At 57.9% G+C, this 24,960-nt stretch carries 23 protein-coding genes; 11 read left to right on the top strand and 12 right to left on the bottom strand.

Going from position 1 to position 24,960, the window contains the following annotated elements; genetic code table 11:
• Window positions 1-7: 7 nt before the first annotated feature.
• The 5 genes from C7964_RS08700 to C7964_RS08720 form a co-directional block, all read right to left on the bottom strand.
• Window positions 8-538: a flavodoxin domain-containing protein gene (locus C7964_RS08700; protein WP_110279254.1), complete on the bottom strand. Its 531-nt coding sequence runs from the start codon at window positions 536-538 to the stop codon at window positions 8-10.
• Window positions 539-605: 67 nt separating this feature from the next.
• Window positions 606-1,373: a gamma-glutamyl-gamma-aminobutyrate hydrolase family protein gene (locus C7964_RS08705; RefSeq protein ID WP_076657990.1), complete on the bottom strand. Its 768-nt coding sequence runs from the start codon at window positions 1,371-1,373 to the stop codon at window positions 606-608.
• Between the two features lie 141 nt (window positions 1,374-1,514).
• Window positions 1,515-1,943 carry a GlcG/HbpS family heme-binding protein gene (locus tag C7964_RS08710; RefSeq protein ID WP_055292099.1) on the bottom strand — a complete coding sequence of 143 codons (429 nt, stop codon included), beginning with the start codon at window positions 1,941-1,943 and terminating at the stop codon, window positions 1,515-1,517.
• A 41-nt stretch (window positions 1,944-1,984) separates the two neighbouring features.
• Window positions 1,985-4,132 carry a malate synthase G gene (locus C7964_RS08715; RefSeq protein ID WP_110279255.1) on the bottom strand — a complete coding sequence of 716 codons (2,148 nt, stop codon included), beginning with the start codon at window positions 4,130-4,132 and terminating at the stop codon, window positions 1,985-1,987.
• Between the two features lie 113 nt (window positions 4,133-4,245).
• Window positions 4,246-4,401 (bottom strand): DUF2256 domain-containing protein, encoded by a 156-nt coding sequence (locus tag C7964_RS08720; protein ID WP_110279256.1) that lies wholly within the window; start codon window positions 4,399-4,401, stop codon window positions 4,246-4,248.
• A 113-nt stretch (window positions 4,402-4,514) separates the two neighbouring features.
• Between C7964_RS08720 and pepN the strand changes: the two genes are divergently transcribed.
• From pepN to C7964_RS08740, 4 genes are all read left to right on the top strand, one after another.
• Window positions 4,515-7,067, top strand: a complete 2,553-nt coding sequence (pepN, locus tag C7964_RS08725; RefSeq protein ID WP_110279257.1) for an aminopeptidase N — start codon at window positions 4,515-4,517, stop codon at window positions 7,065-7,067.
• Between the two features lie 101 nt (window positions 7,068-7,168).
• Window positions 7,169-8,038, top strand: a complete 870-nt coding sequence (locus C7964_RS08730; RefSeq protein ID WP_110279258.1) for a 1-acyl-sn-glycerol-3-phosphate acyltransferase — start codon at window positions 7,169-7,171, stop codon at window positions 8,036-8,038.
• Window positions 8,039-8,111: 73 nt separating this feature from the next.
• Complete coding sequence (gene gatB, locus C7964_RS08735; protein WP_110279259.1) at window positions 8,112-9,623, top strand: Asp-tRNA(Asn)/Glu-tRNA(Gln) amidotransferase subunit GatB; 1,512 nt, start codon at window positions 8,112-8,114, stop codon at window positions 9,621-9,623.
• 76 nt (window positions 9,624-9,699) lie between these two features.
• Window positions 9,700-10,062 (top strand): DUF4177 domain-containing protein, encoded by a 363-nt coding sequence (locus C7964_RS08740; protein WP_110279260.1) that lies wholly within the window; start codon window positions 9,700-9,702, stop codon window positions 10,060-10,062.
• Here C7964_RS08740 and C7964_RS08745 read toward each other — a convergent pair whose 3' ends face one another.
• Window positions 10,063-10,314 carry a BolA family protein gene (locus C7964_RS08745; RefSeq protein ID WP_110279261.1) on the bottom strand — a complete coding sequence of 84 codons (252 nt, stop codon included), beginning with the start codon at window positions 10,312-10,314 and terminating at the stop codon, window positions 10,063-10,065.
• A gap of 78 nt (window positions 10,315-10,392) precedes the next feature.
• Between C7964_RS08745 and C7964_RS08750 the strand changes: the two genes are divergently transcribed.
• Entirely contained in the window at window positions 10,393-11,028 is a 636-nt protein-coding gene (locus tag C7964_RS08750) for a J domain-containing protein (protein WP_055687868.1), read from the top strand.
• A gap of 48 nt (window positions 11,029-11,076) precedes the next feature.
• Here the strand turns inward: C7964_RS08750 and C7964_RS08755 are convergent, their stop codons facing one another.
• Window positions 11,077-11,616, bottom strand: coding sequence for a hypothetical protein (locus C7964_RS08755; RefSeq protein ID WP_146214841.1), 540 nt, complete (start codon window positions 11,614-11,616; stop codon window positions 11,077-11,079).
• 447 nt (window positions 11,617-12,063) lie between these two features.
• Between C7964_RS08755 and cobS the strand changes: the two genes are divergently transcribed.
• The 3 genes from cobS to C7964_RS08770 all read left to right on the top strand — a co-directional run bounded on the left by cobS (window position 12,064) and on the right by C7964_RS08770 (window position 13,993).
• Complete coding sequence (gene cobS, locus C7964_RS08760) at window positions 12,064-13,050, top strand: cobaltochelatase subunit CobS (RefSeq protein WP_055687866.1); 987 nt, start codon at window positions 12,064-12,066, stop codon at window positions 13,048-13,050.
• Window positions 13,051-13,149: 99 nt separating this feature from the next.
• Window positions 13,150-13,539 carry a hypothetical protein gene (locus C7964_RS08765; protein ID WP_146214842.1) on the top strand — a complete coding sequence of 130 codons (390 nt, stop codon included), beginning with the start codon at window positions 13,150-13,152 and terminating at the stop codon, window positions 13,537-13,539.
• A gap of 94 nt (window positions 13,540-13,633) precedes the next feature.
• On the top strand, window positions 13,634-13,993 hold the full coding sequence (locus C7964_RS08770; RefSeq protein ID WP_110279264.1) for a hypothetical protein: 360 nt from the start codon (window positions 13,634-13,636) through the stop codon (window positions 13,991-13,993).
• A gap of 53 nt (window positions 13,994-14,046) precedes the next feature.
• On the opposite strand, the gene C7964_RS08775 is transcribed toward C7964_RS08770, so the two are convergent.
• Window positions 14,047-14,631, bottom strand: coding sequence for an NADPH-dependent FMN reductase (locus tag C7964_RS08775; protein ID WP_110279265.1), 585 nt, complete (start codon window positions 14,629-14,631; stop codon window positions 14,047-14,049).
• 150 nt (window positions 14,632-14,781) lie between these two features.
• On the opposite strand from C7964_RS08775, the gene cobT reads away from it, so the two are divergent.
• The 3 genes from cobT to C7964_RS08790 all read left to right on the top strand — a co-directional run bounded on the left by cobT (window position 14,782) and on the right by C7964_RS08790 (window position 18,929).
• A complete protein-coding gene (gene cobT / locus C7964_RS08780) occupies window positions 14,782-16,659 on the top strand; it encodes a cobaltochelatase subunit CobT (protein ID WP_110279266.1) in 1,878 nt (625 codons plus the stop codon).
• Window positions 16,660-16,726: 67 nt separating this feature from the next.
• Window positions 16,727-18,511, top strand: coding sequence for an aminopeptidase P family protein (locus C7964_RS08785; protein WP_110279267.1), 1,785 nt, complete (start codon window positions 16,727-16,729; stop codon window positions 18,509-18,511).
• 76 nt (window positions 18,512-18,587) lie between these two features.
• Window positions 18,588-18,929, top strand: a complete 342-nt coding sequence (locus C7964_RS08790; RefSeq protein WP_110279268.1) for a DUF427 domain-containing protein — start codon at window positions 18,588-18,590, stop codon at window positions 18,927-18,929.
• Here C7964_RS08790 and C7964_RS08795 read toward each other — a convergent pair.
• The 4 genes from C7964_RS08795 to lpxC all read right to left on the bottom strand — a co-directional run bounded on the left by C7964_RS08795 (window position 18,926) and on the right by lpxC (window position 24,892).
• A complete protein-coding gene (locus C7964_RS08795) occupies window positions 18,926-20,536 on the bottom strand; it encodes a chloride channel protein (RefSeq protein ID WP_286163852.1) in 1,611 nt (536 codons plus the stop codon). The two genes, C7964_RS08790 and C7964_RS08795, sit on opposite strands and share 4 nt — an antisense overlap.
• A gap of 761 nt (window positions 20,537-21,297) precedes the next feature.
• On the bottom strand, window positions 21,298-22,950 hold the full coding sequence (gene recN / locus C7964_RS08800) for a DNA repair protein RecN (protein WP_110279270.1): 1,653 nt from the start codon (window positions 22,948-22,950) through the stop codon (window positions 21,298-21,300).
• A 36-nt stretch (window positions 22,951-22,986) separates the two neighbouring features.
• A complete protein-coding gene (locus C7964_RS08805) occupies window positions 22,987-23,835 on the bottom strand; it encodes an outer membrane protein assembly factor BamD (RefSeq protein ID WP_110279271.1) in 849 nt (282 codons plus the stop codon).
• A gap of 139 nt (window positions 23,836-23,974) precedes the next feature.
• Window positions 23,975-24,892, bottom strand: coding sequence for a UDP-3-O-acyl-N-acetylglucosamine deacetylase (gene lpxC / locus C7964_RS08810; RefSeq protein WP_110279272.1), 918 nt, complete (start codon window positions 24,890-24,892; stop codon window positions 23,975-23,977).
• Between the last annotated feature and the right edge of the window lie 68 nt (window positions 24,893-24,960).

The raw sequence follows: 24,960 nt of genomic DNA on the forward strand, positions 1-24,960 counted from the left end.
GCGGGTCTCACCCGCCTGCCAGCCACCCATCGAGCGTCTTTTTCAGGGCCGCCCAGTCGGTGTATTCCTTGTCCTGCCCCGGCTTCACCTCTTGGTCTTTTGTCGCTGCGATCCAACGCATTGCCCATGATTTGAAGAAATCATATTCCGAGAAACGGAACGCCCCTGCGACATGCATCACGGTCGGGGGTGTCCAGCCTGTCTTTTCCGCAAATCGGGTCACGCAGTCCGACAAGCCTTGCCAGTCATCGGGGTCATCACCGGCAGCGGCCAATGAGACGGACAGGAACGCGGATCGCACGTGTGCCAGATCACGCGCTTTATTCTTGGCCAAGGCCACCAGCGGTTTTTGATATTTGCCCGCATGAACCGACCCTGCGAGCAAGACCGCATCGAAACGGGCCAGCTCCGCGTCTTTGGCGTCTTCAGCGCCTACAAGTTCAACAGTATGCCCCTGCCCGTTCAGATAATCAGCGGCGTAACGTGCGATCTTGCGGGTCTGCCCCTCGGTCGAGGCATAGGCGATCAGAATATTCATTGTGATGCTCCTTGCTGCTGGTGGGACCATAGCAAAGTGCGCGTGACGCCTGATTGATCGAAATCAGTCAGCCTGCTTTGCGCAGCCCACCGGATGCCCATGCGCGGCATGCATCGCCAAAGGCCTCAAACAGCGGCCGCGACACGGGATCATCTGCGGCGTTCCATTCTGGGTGCCACTGGACCGACATGGTGAACCCTGGCGCATCCTTGACATAAATCGCCTCGGGCGTGCCATCAGGCGCGTGTCCGTCGATCACAATGCGTGGCCCGGGTTCCTTGATGCCTTGCCCGTGCAATGTGTTGGTCATGACTTTGTGACTGCCGAACAGACGGTGAAACGGCCCGCCTTCGGTCAGCGTGACCTCGTGGCGCAGTTCGAACTTTTCTTCCAATGTCCCATCAGGGGGCATCCGGTGGTTATCCCGCCCTGGCAGGTCGCGGATTTCGGGATAAAGCGAGCCCCCCATCGCGACATTCATTTCCTGAAAACCAAGGCAGACGCCCATGACCGGTTGGCCACGTGCCACACAAGCGCGGATCAGCGGCAGGGTCAGACGGTCGCGGTTGCGTTCAAATGTGCCATGCGCCTCGGTTTCTTCTTCGCCGTATTCTTCAGGGTGCACATTCGGGCGCCCGCCGGGGAAAAAGAACCCGTCGCAGGATGTCATCAATTCCTCGATATGGACCAGATCAGGCTCGACAGGAATGATCACCGGCACAACGCCGGACACCCGCGACAAAGCCTGCACGTTCATCGCACCCGCTCCCTGCACGAGATACTGGTCGTTGATCAGATGTGAATTCGAGATAATGCCAACAACAGGACGCGCCATGTGGTTCCCCTTCAGTTCGCCGAGAAACTAGCGTTTCTGCAGCGGGTTTGAAAGATGGTCCGGCGTGCTGAAACGCTCATTATGGCGCATATGCCGCTTTTTTCGGCAGCATATGCGAAATTTTCGGGGCTTTGACGAAAATCAGGCTTCGCCGATCAGGCCTGCGGCCTCGATCCCTGCCATTGCGGCAATCACATCATTGTCCGAGGTATCGCCGGTGACACCTACAGCGCCGATGACGGCACCGCGTTTGTCACGGACCAGAACGCCACCTGGCACAGGCACGACCTGCCCGCCGTAAACACCATTCACAGCGGCCATGAAATAGGCCTGCTGCTCGGCGCGTGCCATCTGCGCGGTGCCTGCCATGCCAAGCATGACCGAACCATAGGCCTTGCCATGCGCGATCCCGAAACGCCCGGGCGCCGCACCATCCGCGCGTTCGAATGCTTTCACATGCCCGCCCGCATCAAGGATCACAACGGAAAGCGGTTTGAACCCCATTTCGTCACCTTTAGCGAGCGCCTTGCGGATGATCGTACGGGCTTTGTTTGCCGAGATTTCAGCCATTTCTTTTCCTTCCTCGTAGGGTGGGTGAAACCCACGCGTCATCAATGATTGCGCTGTGCCTTGAGCTCCAACCGGCGCTGGTGCAGAACAGGTTCGGTATAGCCTGACGGCTGGATGCGACCTTTGAACACCAGATCACAGGCGGCCTGAAATGCAATCCCGTTATATTCGGGGGCCATCGGACGATAGGCCGGATCGCCTGCGTTCTGCTCATCGACCACAGCCGCCATCTTGCGCATCGCCTCCATGACCTGTTCCTCGCTCACAACATCATGGTGCAGCCAGTTGGCCAGCGCCTGGCTGGAAATCCGGCAGGTGGCGCGGTCTTCCATCAGGCCGACGTTGTTGATGTCCGGCACCTTGGAACAGCCCACGCCCTGATCAATCCAGCGCACGACATAGCCCAGAATACCTTGGGCGTTGTTTTCCACTTCCTTGATCTTCTGCGCGTCTGTCCAGCGCTGGTACTGTGCCAGCGGAATGTCCAGAATAGAGGACACATAGGCGCGGCGTCCGCCTTTGCGCAGCTTGTCCTGCACCGCCATCACGTCAACCTTGTGATAGTGCAGCGCATGCAATGTTGCCGCTGTCGGGCTAGGCACCCAAGCGCAGTTTGCACCGGATTGCGGATGCGCAATTTTTTGTTCCAGCATCGCCGCCATCATATCGGGCATGGCCCACATGCCTTTGCCGATCTGCGCCTTGCCGGAGAAACCACATTCCAGACCGATATCCACGTTCTGGTCCTCATAGGCGCCAATCCACTGTTTGCGCTTGATAAAGTCCTTACGGCTGAACGGCCCCGCCTCCATCGAGGTGTGGATTTCATCACCGGTACGATCAAGGAAACCTGTGTTGATAAAGGCCACCCGTGATTTCGCCGCACGGATACATTCTTTCAGGTTAACCGTTGTGCGACGTTCTTCGTCCATGATGCCGATCTTGACGGTGTCGCGCGGCAGGCCCAACGCATCCTCGACCATTTCAAAGATGTCATTTGTCAGGGCAACTTCATCTGGGCCATGCATCTTGGGTTTCACGACATAGACCGAGCCAAGGGCCGAGTTGCCGCCATCGCGCTTGAGGTCATGCATCGCGATCATCACGGTGATCATCGCGTCCATCAGCCCCTCGAACACCTCATCGCCGTTGGCGTCAAGGATTGCCGGGTTCGTCATCAGGTGACCCACGTTGCGGATCCACAAGAGCGCGCGGCCTTTCAGGGTCAGTTCGCCCCCGCCCGCGGCGGTGTAGGTGATGTCATCGGCCAGACGGCGGGTCATCGTCTTGCCGCCTTTTTCGAACTCGGACGTCAGGTTGCCCTGCATCAGGCCAAGCCAGTTGCTATAGGCTTCGACTTTGTCTTCTGCGTCCACACAAGCCACACTGTCTTCGCAATCCATGATCGCAGACACAGCACTTTCCAATCGCACATCGGCCAGCAGCGCCTGATCACGGCTACCAATCGGGTGCGCGCGGTCAAAGACCAGTTCCACGTGAAGGCCGTGGTTGCGCAGCACAATCGCATCTGGTGCTTTTGGGTTGCCACGGTAGCCTACGAATTTCTCGGGCTCGCGCAGCGGCTGGTCATCCACCAGCAAGGCGCCGTCATGGACATAGTAGCGCGACACATCAGCGTGGCTGGTCCCGACAATCGGAAACGCCTCGTCAAGAAAGACACGGGCACGGGCCACAACGCGGGCACCGTGGCCGCGGTCATAGGGGCCTTTCGGGGGCTGCACGCCCATCGCGTCCGTGCCGTAGAACGCATCATAAAGGCTGCCCCAGCGGGCATTGGCGGCGTTCAGCGCAAAGCGCGCGTTGGTGATCGGCACGACAAGCTGGGGGCCGGGAACCGTCGCAATTTCGGGATCGACGTTTTGGGTCTCAATCGTGAAATCATCGCCTTCGGGAACCAGATACCCGATTTCGCGCAGGAACGCCTCATATTCGGTCCGGTCCAGCTGCACGCCACGACGGGCCACATGCCACGCGTCGATCATTTCTTGCAGTTCATCACGCTTGGCCAATGCAGCGCGGTTGCGCGGGGTCATCTTCTCGACCAATCCGGCAAAGCCTTTCCAGAATTGGTCACTCGAGAGGCCCGTTCCTTCAAGCGCGCGTGCGTCGATAAAATCGGCAAGCTCTGCGGCCACCTTAAGCCCGTGCTTTTCAATGCGGTCTGTCATCACTCTTTCCCCTCAGCGGTCTGCATACGGCGGCACACACATGCCTGCGCGCCACGAATTAGTGCGAAAGTTTCCGATAGGCAACAAACAGCGGCAAGATTTCTGCGCGCAAATCAGCGGGGCGCGGCCGTGCGGCCCGATTTGCAGCGATCCGAGCAATAGCGGACCTCGTCCCACACCTTGGCCCATTTCTTGCGCCATGCAAAAGGCCGGCCACAGGTGGCACAGGTTTTTTGGGGCAGGTCAGCTTTGCGGCGCATCTTAGGCATGGGATGAAGATATACCGTGGGGTAGGTTTATCAAAAATTTTATTGCACCCGATTGACGGTGGAACATCCGCACCTGGCGTCCTAGCTTTGGACAAGCCAGTAAGGATACCACCATGAAAAACCCGGCCCCACAGACGATCTATCTGTCCGATTACACCCCGCCGGCCTATCTGGTCGACAGTGTCCATCTGACGTTCAAACTGGGCGCGACCGACACCCGTGTCATCTCGCGCATCGCGTTCCGGCCAAACCCGGATGCCACCAGCAAGGAATTCCTTCTGCACGGGCAGGACCTGCGCTTTATCGGTGCAAGGATTGACGGCGCGCCGATCACCCCCGATCTGAGCGCGGAGGGCCTGCGCTATGATGCGCCCGATGCCCCCTTTGTCTTTGAAGCCGAGGTCGAGATCAGCCCCAGCACCAACACATCGCTTGAAGGGCTCTATATGTCCAACGGCATGTATTGCACCCAATGCGAGGCCGAGGGTTTTCGCAAGATTACCTACTATCCCGACCGCCCCGATGTGATGGCTGTATTCACTGTACGGATCGAGGGCGATCTGCCGGTGCTGCTATCAAACGGGAACCCTGTCGCACAAGGTGAGGGCTGGGCCGAATGGCACGATCCCTGGCCCAAGTCTGCGTATCTTTTTGCGCTTGTCGCCGGTGATCTGGTCGCACTGTCCGACAGTTTCACTACCCGGTCTGGCCGCAAGGTTGACCTGAACATCTGGGTCCGCCCCGGGGGTGATGAGGCCAAGCGCGCCTTTGGCATGGAAGCGCTGAAAAAATCCATGGCTTGGGATGAAGAGGTCTATGGCCGCGAATACGATCTTGATCTGTTCAACATCGTCGCGGTCGATGATTTCAACATGGGCGCGATGGAGAACAAGGGTCTGAACATCTTCAATGCCTCCGCCGTGCTTGCCTCGCCCGAAACCGCCACAGATGCGGATTTCGAGCGGATCGAGGCAATCATCGCCCACGAGTATTTCCACAACTGGACCGGCAACCGGATCACCTGTCGTGACTGGTTCCAGCTTTGCCTGAAAGAGGGTCTGACGGTGTTCCGCGACCAGCAGTTCACCGGCGATATGCGCAGTCACGCGGTCAAACGGATTGACGATGCCATGGTCCTGCGCGCGCATCAGTTCCGCGAAGACAACGGCCCCCTGGCGCATCCGGTCCGTCCTGACAGTTTTGTCGAGATCAACAATTTTTACACCGCCACCGTTTACGAGAAGGGCGCGGAAGTCATCGGCATGCTGAAGCTTCTGGTGGGCGATGCGGACTATGCCAAAGCGCTTGATCTTTATTTCGACCGCCATGATGGCGACGCCGCCACCATCGAAGACTGGCTGCGCGTGTTCGAAGAAGTCACCGGACGCGACCTGCGCCAGTTCGCCCGGTGGTACAGTCAGGTCGGTACACCGCGCCTGAGCGTGAATGAAAGCTACGCGGATGGCACGTATCAGCTGCATCTGCGTCAGGAAACGCTGCCAACGCCCGGTCAAGATACGAAAGAACCGCTCGTGCTGCCGATCGCTGTGGGGCTGCTCAATGAAAACGGTGCCGAGGTGGTGCCGACCACTGTTCTGGAAATGACGCAAGCGGAACAGACCTTCAGCTTTGAGGGGCTGTCCAGCAGGCCGACGGCGTCCATTCTGCGCAATTTCTCGGCCCCCGTGATTGTCAAACATGACAAGGCAAACGCCGAACGCGCCTTCCTGCTGGCCCACGACACCGATCCGTTCAACCGCTGGGACGCGGGCCGCACACTGGCGCAAGACCTGCTCATGCGTATGGTCTGCGATGACGCCACACCTGACGCCGACTTCCTTGATGGCCTTGCAGCCGTGCTGCGCGATGACACACTGGATCCTGCGTTCCGCGCGCTGGTCCTGCGCCTGCCCAGCGAAGAGGACACCGCACAGGCGCTGTTTGACGCAGGCCACACCCCCGACCCCGCCGTGATCAATGATGTACATGAAACGCTGAAGCTGCACATCGCCCAACATCTGCAAGACACCCTGCCCCGCATTTACGCCGACATGACCGTAGAAGGCCGCTATACGCCTGACGCGAAACACTCAGGCAAACGCGCTTTGGGCAACGCTGTGTTGGCGCTGCAAAGCAAACTTGATGGTGGCAAGGCTGCGGCCCAGCAATTCGCCAATGCCGACAACATGACCCAGCAACTGGGCGCGTTGCGCGCATTGCTGCAAATCGCGAAAGGCGAAAACGAACTGGCGGCCTTTGCGGCGCAGTGGGGGCACGACCGGCTTGTCATGGATAAATGGTTTGCGCTTCAGGTCAGCCTTGCCCCCGCGCAACTAGCGGCGGCCACGGCAGAGAAACTGACTGCGCATCCTGATTTTGATATCAAGAACCCGAACCGCTTTCGTGCGGTCTTTGGCGGGCTGCGCGGGAATACAGCGGGGTTTCATCACCGCTCTGGCGCGGGGTATGAACTGCTGGCCGATTGGCTGATCAGGCTTGATCCTCTGAACCCGCAAACAACCGCACGGATGATCACGGCCTTTGATACATGGAAACGCTATGATATGGAGAGGCAGAGGAAAATCCGCGTGGCATTGGAACGCATTGCAGGAACGTCAGGACTGTCTGGCGATACAAACGAGATGGTGACACGACTGCTAGGCTGAATGTCGCCGAGGATCAGGCCCATTAACGCAAGTCATTGCCGTTACAAAGCCTTCGTCATTTTGTCGTAGTCACGTCACATCACGCAGCGCAAGGATAAGCAATGGAACACCGCATTGAACCGCTGATCGCTGAACGCGCACCTTGGCTGTATAGCGACAGGCTTGGCACAGGTATCGCCAAACGCTGCCTGCACCGTTTGCTGGGGTACGATAAAACCGTTGAAATCGCCACAACCCTTAAAGACGCGCCCGCCAACGAGATCATGGATCAAATGGCTGGGCGCCTCTCCACAATGGTGACGGCCAGCGGCCTTGGGCATATTCCAACCCACGGGCCTGCGCTGATCGTGGCCAACCACCCCACGGGGATCGCCGACGGGATCATCCTGCATGGCTTGATCGCAACAATGCGACCCGACGCATATTTCTTCGCCAATCGCGATATCCTGCGGGTTTTTCCGCAGATGGACACGATGATCGCACCTGTTGAATGGCGCAAAGAACTACGCAGCCACGCCAAGACCCGTGCAACAATGGCTTATGTGCGCGACGCCACCACCGCTGGCCGCCTTGGGATTATCTTTCCCTCGGGCCGTCTGGCGAAACGGCGCGGCCTGCGTCTGCATGAGAGGCCCTGGATGGCATCGGCTGCGATGCTGGCGCACAAATTTGATGTTCCCGTGATCCCCGTCAACATTCAGGCCCGCAATTCCGCGCTCTTTTATTTGTTTGACAAGATCCACCCGACGATGCGCGACATCACCCTGTTCCACGAGACCCTGAACAAAGCACGACAGCCCTTTCAGGTCACCGTGGGTGAGCCGATTTCTGCCGCAGCAATCCCGCGCAATTCCGAAGACGGGATTGCCATGTTGCGCAAGGCGACGCTGGCCTTGGGGGGCAAACACGCGCCTGCGGTGAACCTTGTGTCAACATCGCGCGCTTGGGCACGCCGTACACAACTTGACTAGAGCCATGATGTTCTCTTGAAGCTGCCCCCGCCTTCTTTTACATGAACGTATCCCAAGTAAAAGGAAGCGCCTGATGCTCGACCTCACCTATGAAGCCCCGACCCCCAAAGTGATTGCTGGTGCCACCAGTGATTGGGAACTGGTGATCGGACTTGAGGTGCACGCGCAGGTCGCGACCAAAGCCAAGCTTTTCTCGGGCGCGTCAACGCAATTCGGCGCGGAACCCAACAGCAATGTGGCATTCGTTGATGCGGGCATGCCCGGGATGTTGCCGGTGATTAACGAAGGTTGCGTGGCGCAGGCGGTGAAGACAGGTCTGGGGCTGAACGCACAGATCAATCTGGTGTCGGCCTTTGACCGCAAGAACTATTTCTACCCAGACCTGCCGCAAGGCTATCAGATTTCCCAGCTTTACCACCCGATTGTGGGCGAAGGTGAGGTGCTGGTTGAGATGGGCAACGGTCAGGCGCGCCGCGTACGGATCGAGCGCATCCATCTTGAACAGGATGCGGGCAAATCCATTCACGACATGGACCCGCATATGTCTTTTGTGGACCTCAACCGCACCGGTGTGGCGCTGATGGAGATCGTCAGCCGCCCCGACATTCGCGGCCCGGAAGAGGCCGCGGCCTATGTGCTGAAACTGCGTCAGATCCTGCGGTACTTGGGCACCTGCGACGGCAACATGCAGAACGGCAACCTGCGCGCCGATGTGAACGTGTCGGTCTGCCGCCCCGGTGACTACGAGAAATATCAGGCGACGCAGGATTTCAGCCACCTTGGCACCCGCTGCGAGATCAAGAACATGAACTCGATGCGCTTTATCCAGATGGCGATTGATTATGAGGCCCGCCGCCAGATCGCGCTGATCGAAGACGGCAAAGAGGTGGTGCAGGAAACCCGCCTTTATGATCCGGACAAGAACGAGACACGGTCCATGCGGTCCAAGGAAGAGGCGCATGATTACCGCTACTTCCCCGATCCCGATTTGCTGCCTTTGGAGATCGAGCAGGCATGGGTGGATGACATCAAGGCCGCCTTGCCGGAACTGCCCGATCAGAAAAAGGCAAGGTTTATCAATGATTTTGGCCTGTCTGACTATGACGCCTCGGTGCTGACCGCCGAAGTGGTAAACGCGGAATATTTCGAAAAAGTCGCCGAAGGGCGCGACGGCAAACTGGCCGCGAACTGGGTCATCAATGAACTGTTCGGTCGTCTCAAGAAAGAGGACCACGGGATCGAGGAAAGCCCCGTCTCGGCGGCGCAGCTGGGTGAACTGATCGGGCTGATCAAGTCAGGCGACATCAGCGGCAAGATTGCCAAGGATGTGTTCGAGATTTGCTACACAACGGGTCGTAACCCTGCCGAAATCGTCGAGACCGAAGGCATGAAGCAGGTCACGGACACAGGCGCGATCGAGGCTGCGGTGGATGAAATTATCGCTGCCAATCCCGCACAGGTGGAAAAGGCGCAGGCGAACCCGAAACTGGTGGGCTGGTTTGTCGGCCAGGTCATGAAAGCAACCGGCGGCAAGGCAAACCCTGCGGCTGTAAACGAAATCGTATCGGCGAAACTGGGGATTTAATGCTCCGGAACGCGGAATGCGTTGGCAGCCACCGCCAGTTTTGGTACATCCGTCAGGATAAATTAGGGGTATTGCCATGACCTATGAGTACAAAGTCGTTCCCGCCCCCCTGCGCGGACTGAAAGCCAAAGGCGTGAAAACCGCAGAAGACCGGTTTGCGCTGGCGCTGGAAACCGCAATGAACGACCTTGCCCGCGACGGTTGGGAATATTTGCGTGCGGATACGCTGCCAAGCGAACAGCGCGAAGGTCTGATGAGCAAAACCACCGTCTATCAGAACATGCTGGTCTTTCGCCGTGCGAAATCGGTCGCCAGACCTTCTGCCCCTGCCCCAGCGGTGAGTGCGCCGCCCCTTGCCCCAACGACTCCAAAGAAAATCGTCGCAAAGCCGGATTCCGAAAAACCTGCGCCCCCCTCGCCCGACGTTGCGGCCCAGTAATTACTGAATATCAATGGCGAGGGCGTGAATTCGCCCGATAATGTCCGTTCCCAGCGCGTTATGGATCGCGCGATGGCGTGCGATGCGCGACATATCGTCCAGACTGGCGGCCCTGATCACGATCCGCCAATGGCTTTCGCCTGATCCGTCGTCTCCGGAATGTCCGCTGTGCAAGGCACTTTCGTTGATCACGTCTAGATGCTCGGGCGCAAGTTCGCCAAGTGCTGCGCGAATTTCTGTTTCAAGTGCCATTATTTTTCCTCTGCCCTCTTCAATCTTCTGCTGCAGAGTTTAATGTTACTTCTCCGAGTCGAAAAGGTAAGAGACAGAATGAAGAAAGATGATCCCTTTGGTTTCGACATGTCCGTGTCGAGTTCGAAGAAGAAGAACCCGCGCGGGCGGCGTGGGATGTCCGGTGCGTCCGAGACATCAACGCGGGTTTGTGATCATGAGGGCTGTGAAGAGGCAGGCAAGTATCGCGCGCCGAAATCGCCCGACGTTCTGGATGATTACTTCTGGTTCTGTCAGCAGCACGTGCGCGAATACAATCTGAAGTGGAATTTCTTCGACACCACGTCCGAGGCTGAATTGGCGGCACAGATGGACAGCGACCGCGTGTGGGACCGCCCGACCAAACCGTTCAAACGTACCGTCGAAGAGGCCGCATGGGCGCGTTTGGGTGTGGATGACCCGCATCAGGTGCTGGGTGAGAACGCAACGCGCAATCCGGGCCGCGGGGCCGCTGTTGGGCGCAAACTGCCTCCGACAGAGCGGCGCGCGGTTGAGATCCTCGATGCAAAGGACAACATGTCCAAGCAGGAAATCCGCAAGGCATATAAGGCTTTGATCAAGGTTCTGCACCCTGACATGAACGGCGGCGACCGCAGCCAGGAAGAACAACTGTCAGAGGTTGTCTGGGCCTGGGATCAGATCAAGGTCAGCCGCAACTTCCGCGACAAAGACTAAAGGCGCCCGCAGGCGCCTTTCATCGTCAGTATAGAATTGTTCATCAGGTCAGTTGCGACGGTACAGGTTCGCGCGTGACAATGAACTCAATTCTTCGGTGGCAAGCCGACCGGTTGGCTGTTTGTAAACGTAGTCCTGATCGTCCTGCACGGACGCCATGAGATAGTGCGCACCGAGCGTGCCCGCAAACCAGATGGCAGCGATCCATGGCTTGGCAAGAAAGGCCGAAACCATCAGAAGCGGCGCATAAATTGTGCCGCCGGCAGGTACAATCAGCGTTCCGGCCACGATGGAAGCAATCACTGCAATTGCGAGGCTGCCGACAATGGCCCTGGCAAAGCCCATAGCGCCCAATGCCCCCATCCAGCCACGCGCAAGGTAAAGCGCAATCGCACCGCTCAGCGCGCCAGCAAAGATCACCCAATAGGTCGCATTCGATGCTGTGAGTTGAAGCGTGTAAGGTTCATCAAGCCCGATCATGATCAAAACGGTCACAAGCGACGTTAGTGCGACAATTGCCGCACAGCCAAAGGCGTAAGGCCGCCGGTCTCTTGTAAGATAGAATTTTTCTGCGAAACGCGTAAACATCGCGTTGGCTCCCATTACTCTTTAATATACCGACTCTTTACACAGGAACTTAGGGTTGGATCTGTGTAATTTGTCACAACCTTAGCATCATCTATAGGCATGAAATTGCCACAAAATGTCACAATTTTCAAGAAAGAAGCAAAGATTGAACCGTATTTATGAACAATGCGTTCTCTTGGGGTTCTTTGTGCTTCAATTAGAAATGGCTGGCTTGACCGGAACGCTTCTTTGTAAATGCTTCGTTAACTCTCCTACGCAAAACACGCTTGCGAGACGATCCACGGCTCGAATCAAGCATTCAGCATCGGGCAATCAGGGCAGTTGTCAGCCCTTCTCCGTCCAGTCTTGGGCGTCCCACCAGACCAATGCGCCCTTTCCCTTGCAGAGGCGCGCGTTATGTTGCATCTCGGTCGTCAGAAGGTTTGACGAAATACAAAGGCTCCAAAAATGGCGGATGGTATGACTGACATGCAAGCAAAACCCACCGAAGAAATCTCGGTCCGCGAAGTTTTTGGCATCGACAGCGATATGCATATCAAGGGGTTCGCCGAGCGGACCGATCGCGTGCCTGAAATCGACAGCACCTACAAGTTTGATCCCGATACGACTTTGGCGATCCTTGCAGGTTTTGGATATAACCGCCGCGTAATGATCCAAGGCTATCACGGCACCGGCAAATCGACCCACATCGAACAGGTGGCTGCACGCCTGAACTGGCCCTGCGTGCGCGTAAACCTCGATAGCCATATCAGCCGGATCGACCTGATCGGGAAGGACGCCATCAAACTGCGCGACGGCGTTCAGGTCACAGAATTCCACGAAGGCATCCTGCCATGGGCGCTGCGAAACCCTGTTGCAATCGTGTTTGATGAATATGACGCTGGCCGCGCCGACGTGATGTTCGTGATCCAGCGCGTTCTGGAAACCGACGGCAAGCTGACGCTGATGGATCAGAACGAGATCATCACGCCCAACCCCTATTTCCGCCTTTTTGCCACGGCGAACACCGTTGGTCTGGGGGACACGACCGGCCTTTACCACGGCACCCAGCAAATCAACCAGGCACAGATGGACCGCTGGTCCCTTGTTGCAACGCTGAACTACCTCAGCCACGACGCCGAGGCCGCGATCATCCTGTCCAAGTCGCCGCACTTCAATACAGAGAAGGGCCGCAAGACGATCAGCCAGATGGTGACTGTCGCAGACCTGACACGGACCGCCTTTATGAACGGCGATTTGTCGACCGTCATGTCACCACGGACCGTTCTGGCCTGGGCCGAGAACACGCGGATTTTCCAGAATGTGGGCTACGCCTTCCGCCTTTCGTTCCTCAACAAATGTGACGAGCTTGAGCGCCAGACCGTTGCCGAGTTCTATCAGCGCTGCTTCGACGAAGAACTGCCAGAAAGTGCTGCGAGCCTGAGCCTCGGGTAAAGGACAAGGCACGCCCCGCCGGACGCAGCAGATAAATAGTTTTCAAAATGCCTGATTGATAGGCAGTCAATTTACCGTCATGCTTGATGTATGAGCGGTATGAAAACTATTGCACGTAGTCTGGCCCTTACGGCAGCGCTCCTCAGCGCGCCGTTTGCCAATGCACAACCCATTGATCCTGATGAACAATTAAGAACCTTTGCCATCTGCGCCGGCCGTCTGTCAGCCGTGATGGAACATCAGTGGATGTTTGATGGCCCCGCCTCGGAACACACCGAAGACCTCCGCGACGCTGTGCTTGAACTGGTCGAGGCGGTCATGCCCGCAGAGCGCGGGGGCGAAGTGTTGCAATGGCGCATCTCTGCGAAGGTGGCCCAAGCCGCGCTTTTGAGCCGCGCAAGCTTTAACAACGACACCCGCGATGCTGCATGGGCACGCACTCAAGCAGGCCGCCTTGAACAGGAATGTACGGGGCTTTTGCTCAGCTAGATTGCCGGGGCAGGCCGAAAACAAACGCTTGTCTTAACGAAGTGTCTTTTCTACGCATGATATCGGGGCAACACGAAACAGACCGGAGCCAATCATGAAGATGAAAATCGGGGCAGAACTGCCAGCAGATTATGTACCAAGCCATGAAGACCTTGCTGAGTCGACAACAGCCTTGATGGCGCAGGTGTTGCTGCCCCTCTTCGCCGAAAACATGCCCGAGGACATCGCCAAAGCGAACGTCGAAGGGATTTTGACCGAATTGGCATATCTTTTTGATGAAGGCGAAATCGAGATCGGTGGAAAAACCTACCGCCCGCGCCTGGCCTTCGTCGACGACACAGGCGCAATCTTGCCCGGTGTTGCCGAACTGGTCACACTGCACGAGCTGGCCGAAGACCCTTTTGAAATCGCGCCTGAGGCAAAAATCACATTCGCAATCGATCCGGTCGAGTAGTTCCGCCGAAGTTGTGGCGCAGGGCAGATCATGACTCGCCCTGCACCAAATATTTAGCCGCGTGCGGCCTTCGTGGCATTGGCCCACCAGACGACATCATCCAGCGTTGCGGTCACTGAGGCCGACAGGTGATCCGCGATTGTGTCGATCTCGGCATTTGCGCCCATCGGGTGCACGGCAAAGAAATCGCTCCCACCGATGTGGACGGCGTTACGCGTTGGCACCATCTGCAGTTCGACGGCGATGGTGCGCAGGTGTTCGACAGCGCGGGCCGCACCCAAGGCACCATAACCAATTGCCGCCATCGGCTTGCGGTTCCACTCCTTGTAGGCCTGATCCAGCGCATTCTTCAAAGCGCCGGTGATCGAGCGGTTATATTCGGCGACAACAAAGATATAGCCGTCGAATTCGCCGATCTTGCCCTGCCATTTGACGGCGCGCTCATCGCTTGATGGCATCCACAGGTTGCTTGCGGCCTCATCAAAGAGTGGCAGGTCATAGTCGCGCAGGTCAACAAGCTCGACCTCCATATCATCGCGCGCCTGCGCTTGTTTCAGCATCCAGGCGGCGGGTTTATCGGCGAAACGGGTCTGGCGCGTGGAACCGATAATGAGGGCAATTTTTGGTTTTACAGTCATGGTAATCTCCGGGCGTTGAATTGTTGTGTCATGGACTTAGGCAGTGCCCCCTGCCCCGCACAGGCACACCACAACACAGCACCTGTGCAAAAATAGGATAGATGTGCTGTCCCTCTTGCTCCTGCGCGCATCCGGTGCTTTATCGGTGCTATGCAAAAGCCATCTGACAATCCCGCTGACCCGTTCAAGAAAGCGCTCGCCGAAGCGACGAAAGTCATGGCGGACGATCCTGATTTGGCCGTCACCTATTCGGTTGATCCTGCAGGCCAGACAGCAGACACAATCCGTCTGCCGCAGGTCTCGCGCCGCATGACACGGGACGAGGTGCTTTTGGCGCGCGGCACAGCCGATGCCTATGCATTGCGGCACAAATTCCACGACCCCAAGGTTTCGGCACGCTACATGCCGCAGGGCCAGATGGCGCAAGACCTCTATGAGGCGATGGAGACAGCCCGCATCGAAGCCGTTGGTGCGCAGCATATGCCGGGTACCGCAGGCAACATTGACGCCAAGATCGGCAATGAGGCGATGCGCAAGGGCTATGACCAGATCACCCAAGCATCCGACGCGCCTCTGGCGGTTGCTGCGGGCTATCTGATCCGCCACCTTGCCACGGGACGTGACCTGCCCAAAGGTGCGCAGAACGTCATGGAGCTCTGGCGGGGCTTTATCGAGGATCACTGCGGCGACACCTTGGAAGACCTGAAAGACACCCTGAATGACCAGCAGGCATTTGCGAAATTCGCACGCCAGCTGATCAGCGATATGGGCTATGGCGATCAGTTGGGCGATGATCCCGACAACCTTGATGATGATCAGGAAGATGAGGCCGAGGAAGGCAGCGACGATCAGGACGAACCCGATAGCACCGGCGAGGATGACAGCGAAGGCGAAGAGGCCGAAGGCACGCCCGAGCAGAGCCAGGAGGACAGTCAGGACGCGAGCCAGGCGCAGGTCAGCATGGATGATCAGGCCGACGCCGAAATGGGCGAAGAGGCCGAGATGCCCGAGGGCGAGGCCCCGCTGGAACCGCCTGCCCCGCAGCCTGTGTCCGATGCCGATCCTGATTACCGCGTGTTCACCACCGAGTTTGACGAGGAAATCGCTGCCGAGGACTTGGCCGAACCGGTCGAGCTGGAACGCCTGCGCGCCTATCTTGACCAGCAGCTTGAGCCGCTGAAAGGTGCCGTGTCACGTTTGGCCAATAAGCTGCAACGCCGCCTGCAGGCCCAGCAGAACCGGTCATGGGAATTCGATCGCGAAGAGGGCATTCTTGACGCAGGCCGCCTTGCGCGTGTCGTGGCCTCACCAACGACACCGCTGTCCTTCAAGGTCGAAAAAGACACCGATTTCCGCGATACCGTCGTAACCCTTTTGCTGGATAACTCCGGCTCCATGCGCGGGCGTCCGATCTCGATCGCTGCGATCTGCGCCGATGTGATGGCACGCACCTTGGAACGCTGCGACGTGAAGGTCGAGATCCTCGGCTTTACCACCAAAGCGTGGAAAGGCGGCCAGAGCCGTGAAAAATGGCTGGGCGACGGGCGCGTGGCCACCCCGGGCCGTCTGAACGACCTGCGCCATATCGTGTATAAGTCGGCTGACGCGCCTTGGCGCCGGACACGGCCCAACCTTGGGCTGATGATGAAAGAGGGCCTTCTGAAAGAGAATATCGACGGTGAGGCGCTGGAATGGGCATACCGTCGTCTCGTCGGTCGCCAAGAGCAGCGAAAAATCCTGATGGTGATTTCCGATGGCGCGCCGGTTGACGATTCAACCCTGTCTGTGAACCCTGCCAATTATCTTGAAAAACATCTGCGCGACGTCATCGCGATGGTCGAGAAACGCAAGGCGGTCGAGCTTGTTGCAGTGGGGATCGGGCATGATGTCACCCGATATTACGAACGCGCGGTGACAATCACCGATGTCGAACAGCTTGCTGGCGCGATGACCGAGCAGCTCGCGAGCCTCTTTGACAGCGATCCGCGCAAACGCGCCCGTGTGTTGGGGATGCGCCGGGCCAGCTAGGGTGTGATTGGACCGCCTCAGGCATCCAGCACGCACGACCAACATAAAGAAGAGTGGGATTTTTGAAATGTTTCAAAGCTTTGAAGCGTCATCTTCACCTGAACAAGGCCCACCACGGCTGGCATCTCTGCGCGCCTTGATGGCACAACGCGGCGTTGATGTCTTTCTCGTCCCTCGTGCCGATGCCCATCAGGGCGAATATGTCGCCCCGCGTGATGCGCGTCTGGAATGGCTGACAGGCTTTTCCGGATCGGCAGGTTTTTGTGCTGTGCTCTCTGACGTGGCGGGTGTGTTTATTGACGGTCGTTACCGCGTGCAGGTCCGTGCGCAGGTCGCGGATGATTTCACCCCTGTCCATTGGCCCGAGACGCAACTGGCAGACTGGTTGCCCGCGCAAAGGCCGGAGGGTGGCAAACTGGCCTATGATCCATGGTTGCACACGGTCTCCGAGATTGCGGGGTTGCGGGAAAAGCTTTCCGGTTTTGAACTGGTGGCAACCGACAATCTGGTCGATGCGATCTGGGCGGATCAACCTGCCGCGCCATCAGCCCCTTTCACAGCCCATGCGCTGGAACATGCGGGCGAGGCCCATGGCGCAAAGCGCGCGCGTCTCTCGGCTGCACTGAAAGAGACTGCGGCGGTGCTGACATTGCCCGACAGCATCGCCTGGCTCTTGAACATCCGCGGCACGGATATTGCACGCAATCCCGTGCCACAGGCCTTTGCGATCCTTCACCAGAGCGGCCGCGTTGATCTTTTTGCCGGTGCCGGCAAAACCGCCGGCATTGCAGAGCATCTGGGTCTGGATGTGACTGTGCATGACTTTGGTGATTTTTTACCGGCACTGGCCAACCTTCAGGGTAAGGTCCTGATCGATAGCCGGACCTGCCCCGACATCGTGGCGTCCACCCTCAAAGAGGCGGGCTGTGACGTCGTGCAGGGCCAAGACCCTTGCATCCTGCCAAAGGCCTGCAAGAACCCGACCGAAATTGCCGGTTCAAAGGCGGCGCACGCGCGTGACGCGGTGGCGATGGTGCAGTTTCTGTCGTGGCTCGATACAGAGGCGCCGAAAGGTGGTCTCACCGAGATTGATGTGGTCAAAGCGCTGGAAGGGTTTCGCACGCAGACCAATGCGCTACGCGACATTAGTTTCGAGACGATCTGCGGGTCCGGCCCGAACGGGGCGATTGTCCATTACCGCGTCAGCGACAAGACAAACCGCCCTGTCCAAAAGGGTGAGCTTTTGCTGGTAGACAGTGGCGGGCAGTATATCGACGGCACAACCGATATCACGCGCACAATCGCGATTGGCACGCCAACGGAAGAACAACGGGCCTGCTATACCCGTGTTCTGCAGGGCATGATCGCAATCAGCTGGATCCGTTTTCCCCAAGGGGTCGGCGGGCAGCATCTTGATGCGCTGGCGCGCGCGCCGTTGTGGATGGCGGGCATGGATTATGACCACGGCACCGGCCACGGTGTTGGCAGTTATCTGAGCGTACATGAAGGCCCGCAGGGCATATCGCGGCGGTCCGAAGTGGCACTCAAGGCGGGTATGATCCTGTCCAATGAACCGGGTTATTACCGTGAAGGCGCGTTTGGGATTCGCATTGAAAACCTGATCGTTACGGTTGATGCCCCTGCCCTGGCCGGTGCTGACGCACGCGCGATGTTGTCTTTTGAAACGCTGACCTATGTTCCGTTCGACAGGCGTCTGATTGACGCCGACCTACTGACAAATGCAGAACGGGACTGGATTGATCGTTATCATAGCGATACATTTGCGCTTCTGGCGCCGCGACTGGATACACAAACCCGGGATTGGCTGGCAAAAGCCTGCGCGCCACTCTGAGATAGCGTAACTGCTAGGCATACTGAACCTGCTTGGGTGTTCCCGTGGCAGGTCGTCTAATGAAAAGGAAGCGACCATGGCTGATCATATCAAAATTCGTCCTGCAACGGGGACTTGGGTCGTGCGCGCAGCGGGTGCTGTGATTGGCGAAAGCACAAATGCGCTTGAACTTGTCGAGGGGGATTACCCGCCGGTGATCTACTTCCCCCGCGCTGATCTTGCGATGGCATTTCTTGAGCGCACGGATCTGAGCTCGACCTGTCCCTACAAGGGTGAGGCCAGCTTCTTTACGATTGAAGCGAAAAGCGGGCCGATCGCCAATGCGGCGTGGTCGTACGAAAACCCCAAAGACGCTGTTGCCCAGATCAAAGAGCATCTGGCCTTCTATACCGACAAAGTAGCGGTCGAACAGGTCTAGGAGTGTTCCTCGGCGGCTGTCTCTGACAAGGCACGGTTCATCGCGCGCAGAGCATCAACATGGAACAAAGCCCCCCAAAGCTCTGGTGGGGCATCTTCGCCACCCAGCGTGACCACAGGGATAAAGCGGTGCCCCCCGCCGTCAAACATGGGCATGGCCTGTTCCAGCGTGGCGTTCCCGTCAATATAGACGCCGTCGCGGATCATATCCCAGCACGCGTCCTCTTCTGCCGCATTCTTGGCGTCCATCTCACGCATGATCGAGGAGACCTTGAAGGTCGCAAGCAAATAGGCCTGTGGCCCTGCCGCCAGATGTACGTTGCGCCGTTCCAACTGGGTCAGAAAGAACGACCGGTCAATCAAACGCGACGAAAGCGCCGAAGAGAGCGAGACAGCGACCATGACAGCCAGACCTGTCTGCCAGTCACCTGTCAATTCGAACACGATCAGCGTCGTCGATATTGGCGCACCAAGGACAGCTGCGGCAACGGCCCCCATACCGGCGAGCGCATAGAGCGTGCCGCTGCCCGACACGTTTGGAAAGATCGCCGTTGCGATAATACCGAATGCAAGGCCGGTCAGCGCGCCCACCATGAGCGACGGCGAAAACACCCCGCCCCCCATTCGTCCGCCCATGGTGATCGCCACGGCAACAACCTTGAGCACAGCAAAGACGATTGCTTCATGCCACAACAACTCGCCCGTCAGCGCCAAAGAGGTCGTCTCGTAACCCACGCCAATGATGTGTGGCCACCAGATGGCAAGCCCGCCCAGAAGTGCACCCGCAATCGCGGGCCGCAAGTAGCGGGGAATGCCGGTTTCCCTTTGCAGGTAAGTGCCAAGATCTTCGGCCCAGAAGATCGCCTTGATCAATGCCACCGCAACAAACCCGCAAACCAGCCCAAGAATGAGAAAGGCAGGCAGTTCGACATAAAACGCCAGCGCGTTCTGGCCCGAGAGCGTGAATTCCGTCACATCCCCGAAGGTCAAACGGTTGATGACGGTCCCTGCGGCAGAGGCGATAACAATGGGAGCAAAAGCATGCACAGCAAAGTGCCGCAAGACAACTTCCAGCGCAAAGAGCGCCCCTGCAATGGGCGCGTTAAAGCTGGCGGAAACGGCGGCCGCGACGGCGCAGCCCAAGAGATCACGGCCGGTGATGCCGTTGGCGTTGATCCAGCGACACACGGCTGTTGAAATAACCGCTGCAAGGTGGACGACCGGCCCTTCCCGGCCAGACGAGCCGCCCGTTGATAGGGTAATCATCGAAGCCGCCGCAGAAGCAAGGCCCCGCCGCACTTCGACGCGGCCTTCCGACAAGGCGGCACCCTCGATCACATCAGCCACCGAGCGGACGCGACCATCGTCCGTAAAACGGTCAAGGATCAGGCCAACGATCAGGCCACCGCAGATGGGAATGAGCAACACTTGATACCATGCCAGCCCAGCGGCAAACGAATGCAGCGTCAGAACATCATCGGTCCCGTAGGCGGTTGTTTGAATTGCATAAATCCCGAGCCGGAACAACACGGCGGCAAACCCAGCTGCGATCCCGATCGCCAATGCGATGAACCAGAACTGTATTTGGTTGGGACCGTGGGTCTTCATGACCACTGCGGCATCTTTGCAAGCCGTCGCCACACCAGCAATCCCTTGCTCTAGCAACGCTCTGGCTGACTTCCCCATCAAGTTTGCTCTCTTGCCGGTGGCTTTGGCGGACATGCAACTTGCGGCCCCTGCTTCATGACCGCCCCTGCAGGTCTAAGTCATGCGCCAAGGGCTTCCAAGCGGAAATTCAGGCGCGATTCGCGCTGATTGCCGGATTTGGTACTGCAAGGTTGCGGCGATAAACGCTATCTTGCGAAAAACCTGCAACGGTTTGGATTGCACCGACATGCCGCACAAAATCTACCTGTGGATGAATAAGCCGTCTAAAATATCATTTTCAATGACGTACTGAAATACGGCATGAAAAGTTCACGGCGAAGCAGCCAAGTATCAATATTAAGTTGTTTTAATGCATTATTGACAATGTATCAGAAAAATTGGCCCCCCCGACATCAGGCAAAAATTGCAACCTTCGATAGTTAGGTCAGCAATATTGATATACTTTGGTACAGGTTGCTCGGGCGTGCCAGTCTGTTACCTTTACGTCAAGAGGCGTGTTTCGGCCTCGGACTGTGGTGAGTAGCAGAGTGCTTGCTCAGAAATATTGCAAAGCACTTGTTGGTATTTGAGGGCCGATCAAGGCTCTCGGAAAATGAACAATGTATGTCGAGGAGGTGAGTGGCCGAGACATGCAAGTACGAGTGGGAATGGTAACCGGTGAATGTTCAGGGCGTCGCTTGATTGCGGCGCCCACTTCGATTTCAGGTGTTAATCAGCGCGCGTGCAGCGTCCTTAGCCGCCTCTGTCACCTTGTCCCCTGACAACATTCTGGCAATTTCATCCACCCGCGCATCTGCATCCAAGGGCACAACAGTCGAGCGGGTCATATCAGCGGTCTGTTGTTTCTCGACGCGCCAGTGATGCCCACCAAGCGCCGCCACCTGGGGCGAGTGTGTCACCACCAGCACCTGCCCGTCCGCCGCCAGTTCTGCCAACCGTCGCCCGACGGCATCAGCGGTCGCACCACCCACACCGCGATCGATTTCGTCAAAGATCATCGTCAGCCCGCCTGCGTCCTGCGTGAGGCAGACTTTCAAGGCCAAAAGGAAGCGGCTCAGCTCGCCGCCTGAGGCGATTTTGTTCAAGGGGCCTGCGGGTGCACCCGGGTTGGTGGCCACCGTGAAGGCCACTGTGTCGATCCCTTCCGGTCCCGGTTGGTCTGCTTCCGAGATCAGCGTGGCAAAAACCGCGCGTTCCATCTTCAGCGGGGCCAGTTCCTTGGCCATTGCAGCATCGAGCTGCGCGGCAGCTGTCTCGCGACGTTTTCGCAAGGTTTGGGCTGCATCATCATAAGCGGCCTTTGCCGCCTTCACTGCCGCCTTCTGCGTCGCCAGATCGCGCGCGCCATCATCCAAGACCGCCAACCGGCCGCGCAATTCATCTGCAAAGTCGCTCAGGTCATCAGGCAGAACGCCATGTTTGCGTGCAAGACCACGGATGGCAAAAAGGCGCTCCTCCACCTCTTCCAATTCAGATGTGTTGAAAGACAAGGCGTCCAGACAATCCGACACCTGCCGCTGCGCCTCATCCAGCCCGATCATCACGCGCTCAAGCGCCTCGAGCGGCGCATCCAGCCGCCCCTCGGCATCGCCTGCCACTCCTTGCAACCAGCGCGACGCATCACCAACCAAGCCTTCGGCACCTTGCAGTCCCAGCGCCTCGGCCGCCTTTGCAATATCGGTGCGGATTTTTTCAGCGGCTTGCATCAGCCGGCGCTGTGTATCAAGCGTGGCTTCCTCGCCGGCTTCTGGGGCCAAAGCATCCAGTTCTGCGACGGCGTGGCGCAGAAAATCCTCTTCCGCGCGCGCCTCGGCAATCTTTGCTTCTGTGGCTTCAAGCTTGCGCAGTGCGACAGAAAGCGCGCGCCAGCTATCCCGCGTCGTGTCCAGAACCGCGCCAAGGTCCGCGTAGCTGTCCAGCATCTGGCGGTGACCACGCGGGTTCAGCAAACCGCGGTCATCGTGCTGTCCGTGCAATTCAACCAGCGTTTCGGAAAGGTTGCGCAGCACCTCGCCACTCACACGGCGGTCATTGACCCATGCCGTTTTGCGCCCGTCACGCGTGTTGATCCGGCGCAGGATCAACTCGTCGTCTGCCGCAATCCCCGCCAGTTCCAGCACGGCATGGGCCGCATGACCCGCGGGCAGATCGAACCAGGCCGTCACCTCGCCCTGTTCTGCCCCCTGCCTGACCAGTTCGGCACGGCCGCGCCAGCCCAACACAAAGCCCAAAGCATCAAGCAAGATGGATTTGCCCGCACCGGTTTCACCAGTCAGCACGTTCAACCCCGGCTGAAACGCAAGTTCCAGACGGTCAATGATCAGCATGTCCCTGATGTCTAATCCGCGGAGCATGTCAAAGTCCAAGGGACGGGGATTGCCCCGCGATGTTTACAACCACTCACCGAGCAACACCTGCCGGTAAATCGAAGCCAGCCAGTTGTCGCCCGCAGCCTCGGCGGCCAGACCCCTGCCAGTCAGCAAAGCAAAACTGGATTCGTACCATTCACTTGATTGGTAGTTATAGCCCAGAATCGCGCCTGCGGTTTGCGCCTCTTCCACAAGACCCAAAGACAGGTAGCTTTCCACCAGACGGTGCAGCGCCTCGGGCGTGTGGGTTGTGGTCTGGAAATCCTCAACCACCGTGCGGAACCGGTTGGCGGCTGCAACATAGTGACCGCGCTTGAGGTAGAAGCGCCCGATCTCCATCTCTTTGGCGGCAAGATGGTCAAAGGCGAGATCAAACTTGAGCACGGATGTGCGCGCATATTCACTGTCTGGATACTGTTCGATCACGCGGCGCAGGGCCTGCAAGGCCTGAAAGGTCAGACCCTGATCGCGACCGATCTCATCAATCTGGTCGTAGTAGGAAAGTGCTAAGAGGTAGGCCGCATAGGCGGCGTCTTCTTCGGCAGGATAGAAATCAAGGTAACGCTGCGCAGACGCGCGGCTGTTGGGGTAGTCCTCATCGCGGTGATAGGCAAAGGCCTGCATGATCAGCGCACGCTCTGCGAATTCCGAATAGGGGTAAAGCCGCTCAATTTCGCCAAAGGTAAAGGCTGCATCATCGGGATTGCCGTTCTCGATCTGCCGCTCACCGCGTTCAAAAATGGCCTGCGCGCTGAGACTATCAAGCGGTTCACCGCTTCCTTCGCCACTACAGGCCACCAAAACGGCCAAGCTGACGACGGCGCCAACACGAAACACCCAACGGCTGGCGGTGCCCTTCCTGACTGACATTTTCGCGTCCTCACTCACACAATGGCTGCTTGACCTGCGGAGTAGCCCCGCGTCGTTCCGCCTTGGTCTAACATAGAAAAATCGGGTGCAAAATGCCTTTTGACAGCACGGGTGATCAACTGTCAGTGGGAGACGGAATTTAGGCGACTGCGTCCAGATCGGCCAGACTAACGCCAACACCTGGCAAACGGGCAGCGATCTGTACGTCACAGGTCACGAAACGCCACGCGTCAGGTTGATCGAACAAGGCATGCAAAAGTTTGTTCGTCATTGCATGGCCCGCGCGCGAACCGGTGTAGCGCCCGAGGATCGGTGCACCAGCAGTGTAAAGATCGCCCAAGGCATCAAGCATTTTGTGACGCACGGCCTCATCTGCGTGGCGCAAACCACCGGGTGTCAGAACCTTATCGCCATCAACAACGACCGCATTCTCATAGGTACCACCCAAGGCAAGACCATTTGCGCGCATTGCATCAACATCAGCGGAGCGGCAGAACGTCCGGCTGTCACAGAGTTCACGTACAAAGGCACCATTGGCCATATTCAACATCTTCTGCTGACGGCCAATCGCGGCATCGGCAAAGGCAATTTCAAAATCAATCTGCAGCGTCGTGGAGGGCGACAGCTTTGCGCGTGCTTCGCCCTCGACCACTTCGACATCGCGCAGGATTTCAATCGCTTTCAGCGGTGCGGACAAGCGCACCAGACCCGCCGCCACGATCCCGCGTACAAAGCTGGCCGCGCTGCCATCAAGAATTGGCACTTCAGGGCCGTCAATGTCGATCAGGACGTTATGCACACCACAGCCAGCCAATGCTGCCATCAGGTGCTCGATGGTCGAAACGATAACACCGGTGTCATTGCTGAGACGGGTATTCAGCGGCGATACAATCACATTGCGAAAATCGGCTGGCAGTTTCGGTTGCCCTGCAACATCGGTGCGCCGAAAGACGACACCCGTATTTGCCGCTGCGGGTTTGAGAACGACACGCACAGCTTCGCCAGAGTGCAAACCGGTGCCCTCAAAAACAACGTCGGATTTCAGTGTCGTTTGCACGCCTATTTCGCCCTTGCAGCATTTTATACGCTACCCTCAATTAGGCTGCGACATCAGATCACTCAACT

Source organism: Loktanella sp. PT4BL (assembly GCF_003201935.1).
Taxonomy (GTDB): Bacteria; Pseudomonadota; Alphaproteobacteria; order Rhodobacterales; family Rhodobacteraceae; genus Yoonia.

Bases quoted from the DNA above. Each gene is read 5' to 3' on its own strand.
- C7964_RS08700 (WP_110279254.1), bottom strand. From the start codon at position 538: ATGAATATTCTGATCGCCTATGCCTCGACCGAGGGGCAGACCCGCAAG.
- C7964_RS08705 (WP_076657990.1), bottom strand. From the start codon at position 1,373: ATGGCGCGTCCTGTTGTTGGCATTATCTCGAATTCACATCTGATCAAC.
- C7964_RS08710 (WP_055292099.1), bottom strand. From the start codon at position 1,943: ATGGCTGAAATCTCGGCAAACAAAGCCCGTACGATCATCCGCAAGGCG.
- C7964_RS08715 (WP_110279255.1), bottom strand. From the start codon at position 4,132: ATGACAGACCGCATTGAAAAGCACGGGCTTAAGGTGGCCGCAGAGCTT.
- C7964_RS08720 (WP_110279256.1), bottom strand. From the start codon at position 4,401: ATGCCTAAGATGCGCCGCAAAGCTGACCTGCCCCAAAAAACCTGTGCC.
- pepN (WP_110279257.1), top strand. From the start codon at position 4,515: ATGAAAAACCCGGCCCCACAGACGATCTATCTGTCCGATTACACCCCG.
- C7964_RS08730 (WP_110279258.1), top strand. From the start codon at position 7,169: ATGGAACACCGCATTGAACCGCTGATCGCTGAACGCGCACCTTGGCTG.
- gatB (WP_110279259.1), top strand. From the start codon at position 8,112: ATGCTCGACCTCACCTATGAAGCCCCGACCCCCAAAGTGATTGCTGGT.
- C7964_RS08740 (WP_110279260.1), top strand. From the start codon at position 9,700: ATGACCTATGAGTACAAAGTCGTTCCCGCCCCCCTGCGCGGACTGAAA.
- C7964_RS08745 (WP_110279261.1), bottom strand. From the start codon at position 10,314: ATGGCACTTGAAACAGAAATTCGCGCAGCACTTGGCGAACTTGCGCCC.
- C7964_RS08750 (WP_055687868.1), top strand. From the start codon at position 10,393: ATGAAGAAAGATGATCCCTTTGGTTTCGACATGTCCGTGTCGAGTTCG.
- C7964_RS08755 (WP_146214841.1), bottom strand. From the start codon at position 11,616: ATGTTTACGCGTTTCGCAGAAAAATTCTATCTTACAAGAGACCGGCGG.
- cobS (WP_055687866.1), top strand. From the start codon at position 12,064: ATGGCGGATGGTATGACTGACATGCAAGCAAAACCCACCGAAGAAATC.
- C7964_RS08765 (WP_146214842.1), top strand. From the start codon at position 13,150: ATGAAAACTATTGCACGTAGTCTGGCCCTTACGGCAGCGCTCCTCAGC.
- C7964_RS08770 (WP_110279264.1), top strand. From the start codon at position 13,634: ATGAAGATGAAAATCGGGGCAGAACTGCCAGCAGATTATGTACCAAGC.
- C7964_RS08775 (WP_110279265.1), bottom strand. From the start codon at position 14,631: ATGACTGTAAAACCAAAAATTGCCCTCATTATCGGTTCCACGCGCCAG.
- cobT (WP_110279266.1), top strand. From the start codon at position 14,782: ATGCAAAAGCCATCTGACAATCCCGCTGACCCGTTCAAGAAAGCGCTC.
- C7964_RS08785 (WP_110279267.1), top strand. From the start codon at position 16,727: ATGTTTCAAAGCTTTGAAGCGTCATCTTCACCTGAACAAGGCCCACCA.
- C7964_RS08790 (WP_110279268.1), top strand. From the start codon at position 18,588: ATGGCTGATCATATCAAAATTCGTCCTGCAACGGGGACTTGGGTCGTG.
- C7964_RS08795 (WP_286163852.1), bottom strand. From the start codon at position 20,536: ATGAAGACCCACGGTCCCAACCAAATACAGTTCTGGTTCATCGCATTG.
- recN (WP_110279270.1), bottom strand. From the start codon at position 22,950: ATGCTCCGCGGATTAGACATCAGGGACATGCTGATCATTGACCGTCTG.
- C7964_RS08805 (WP_110279271.1), bottom strand. From the start codon at position 23,835: ATGTCAGTCAGGAAGGGCACCGCCAGCCGTTGGGTGTTTCGTGTTGGC.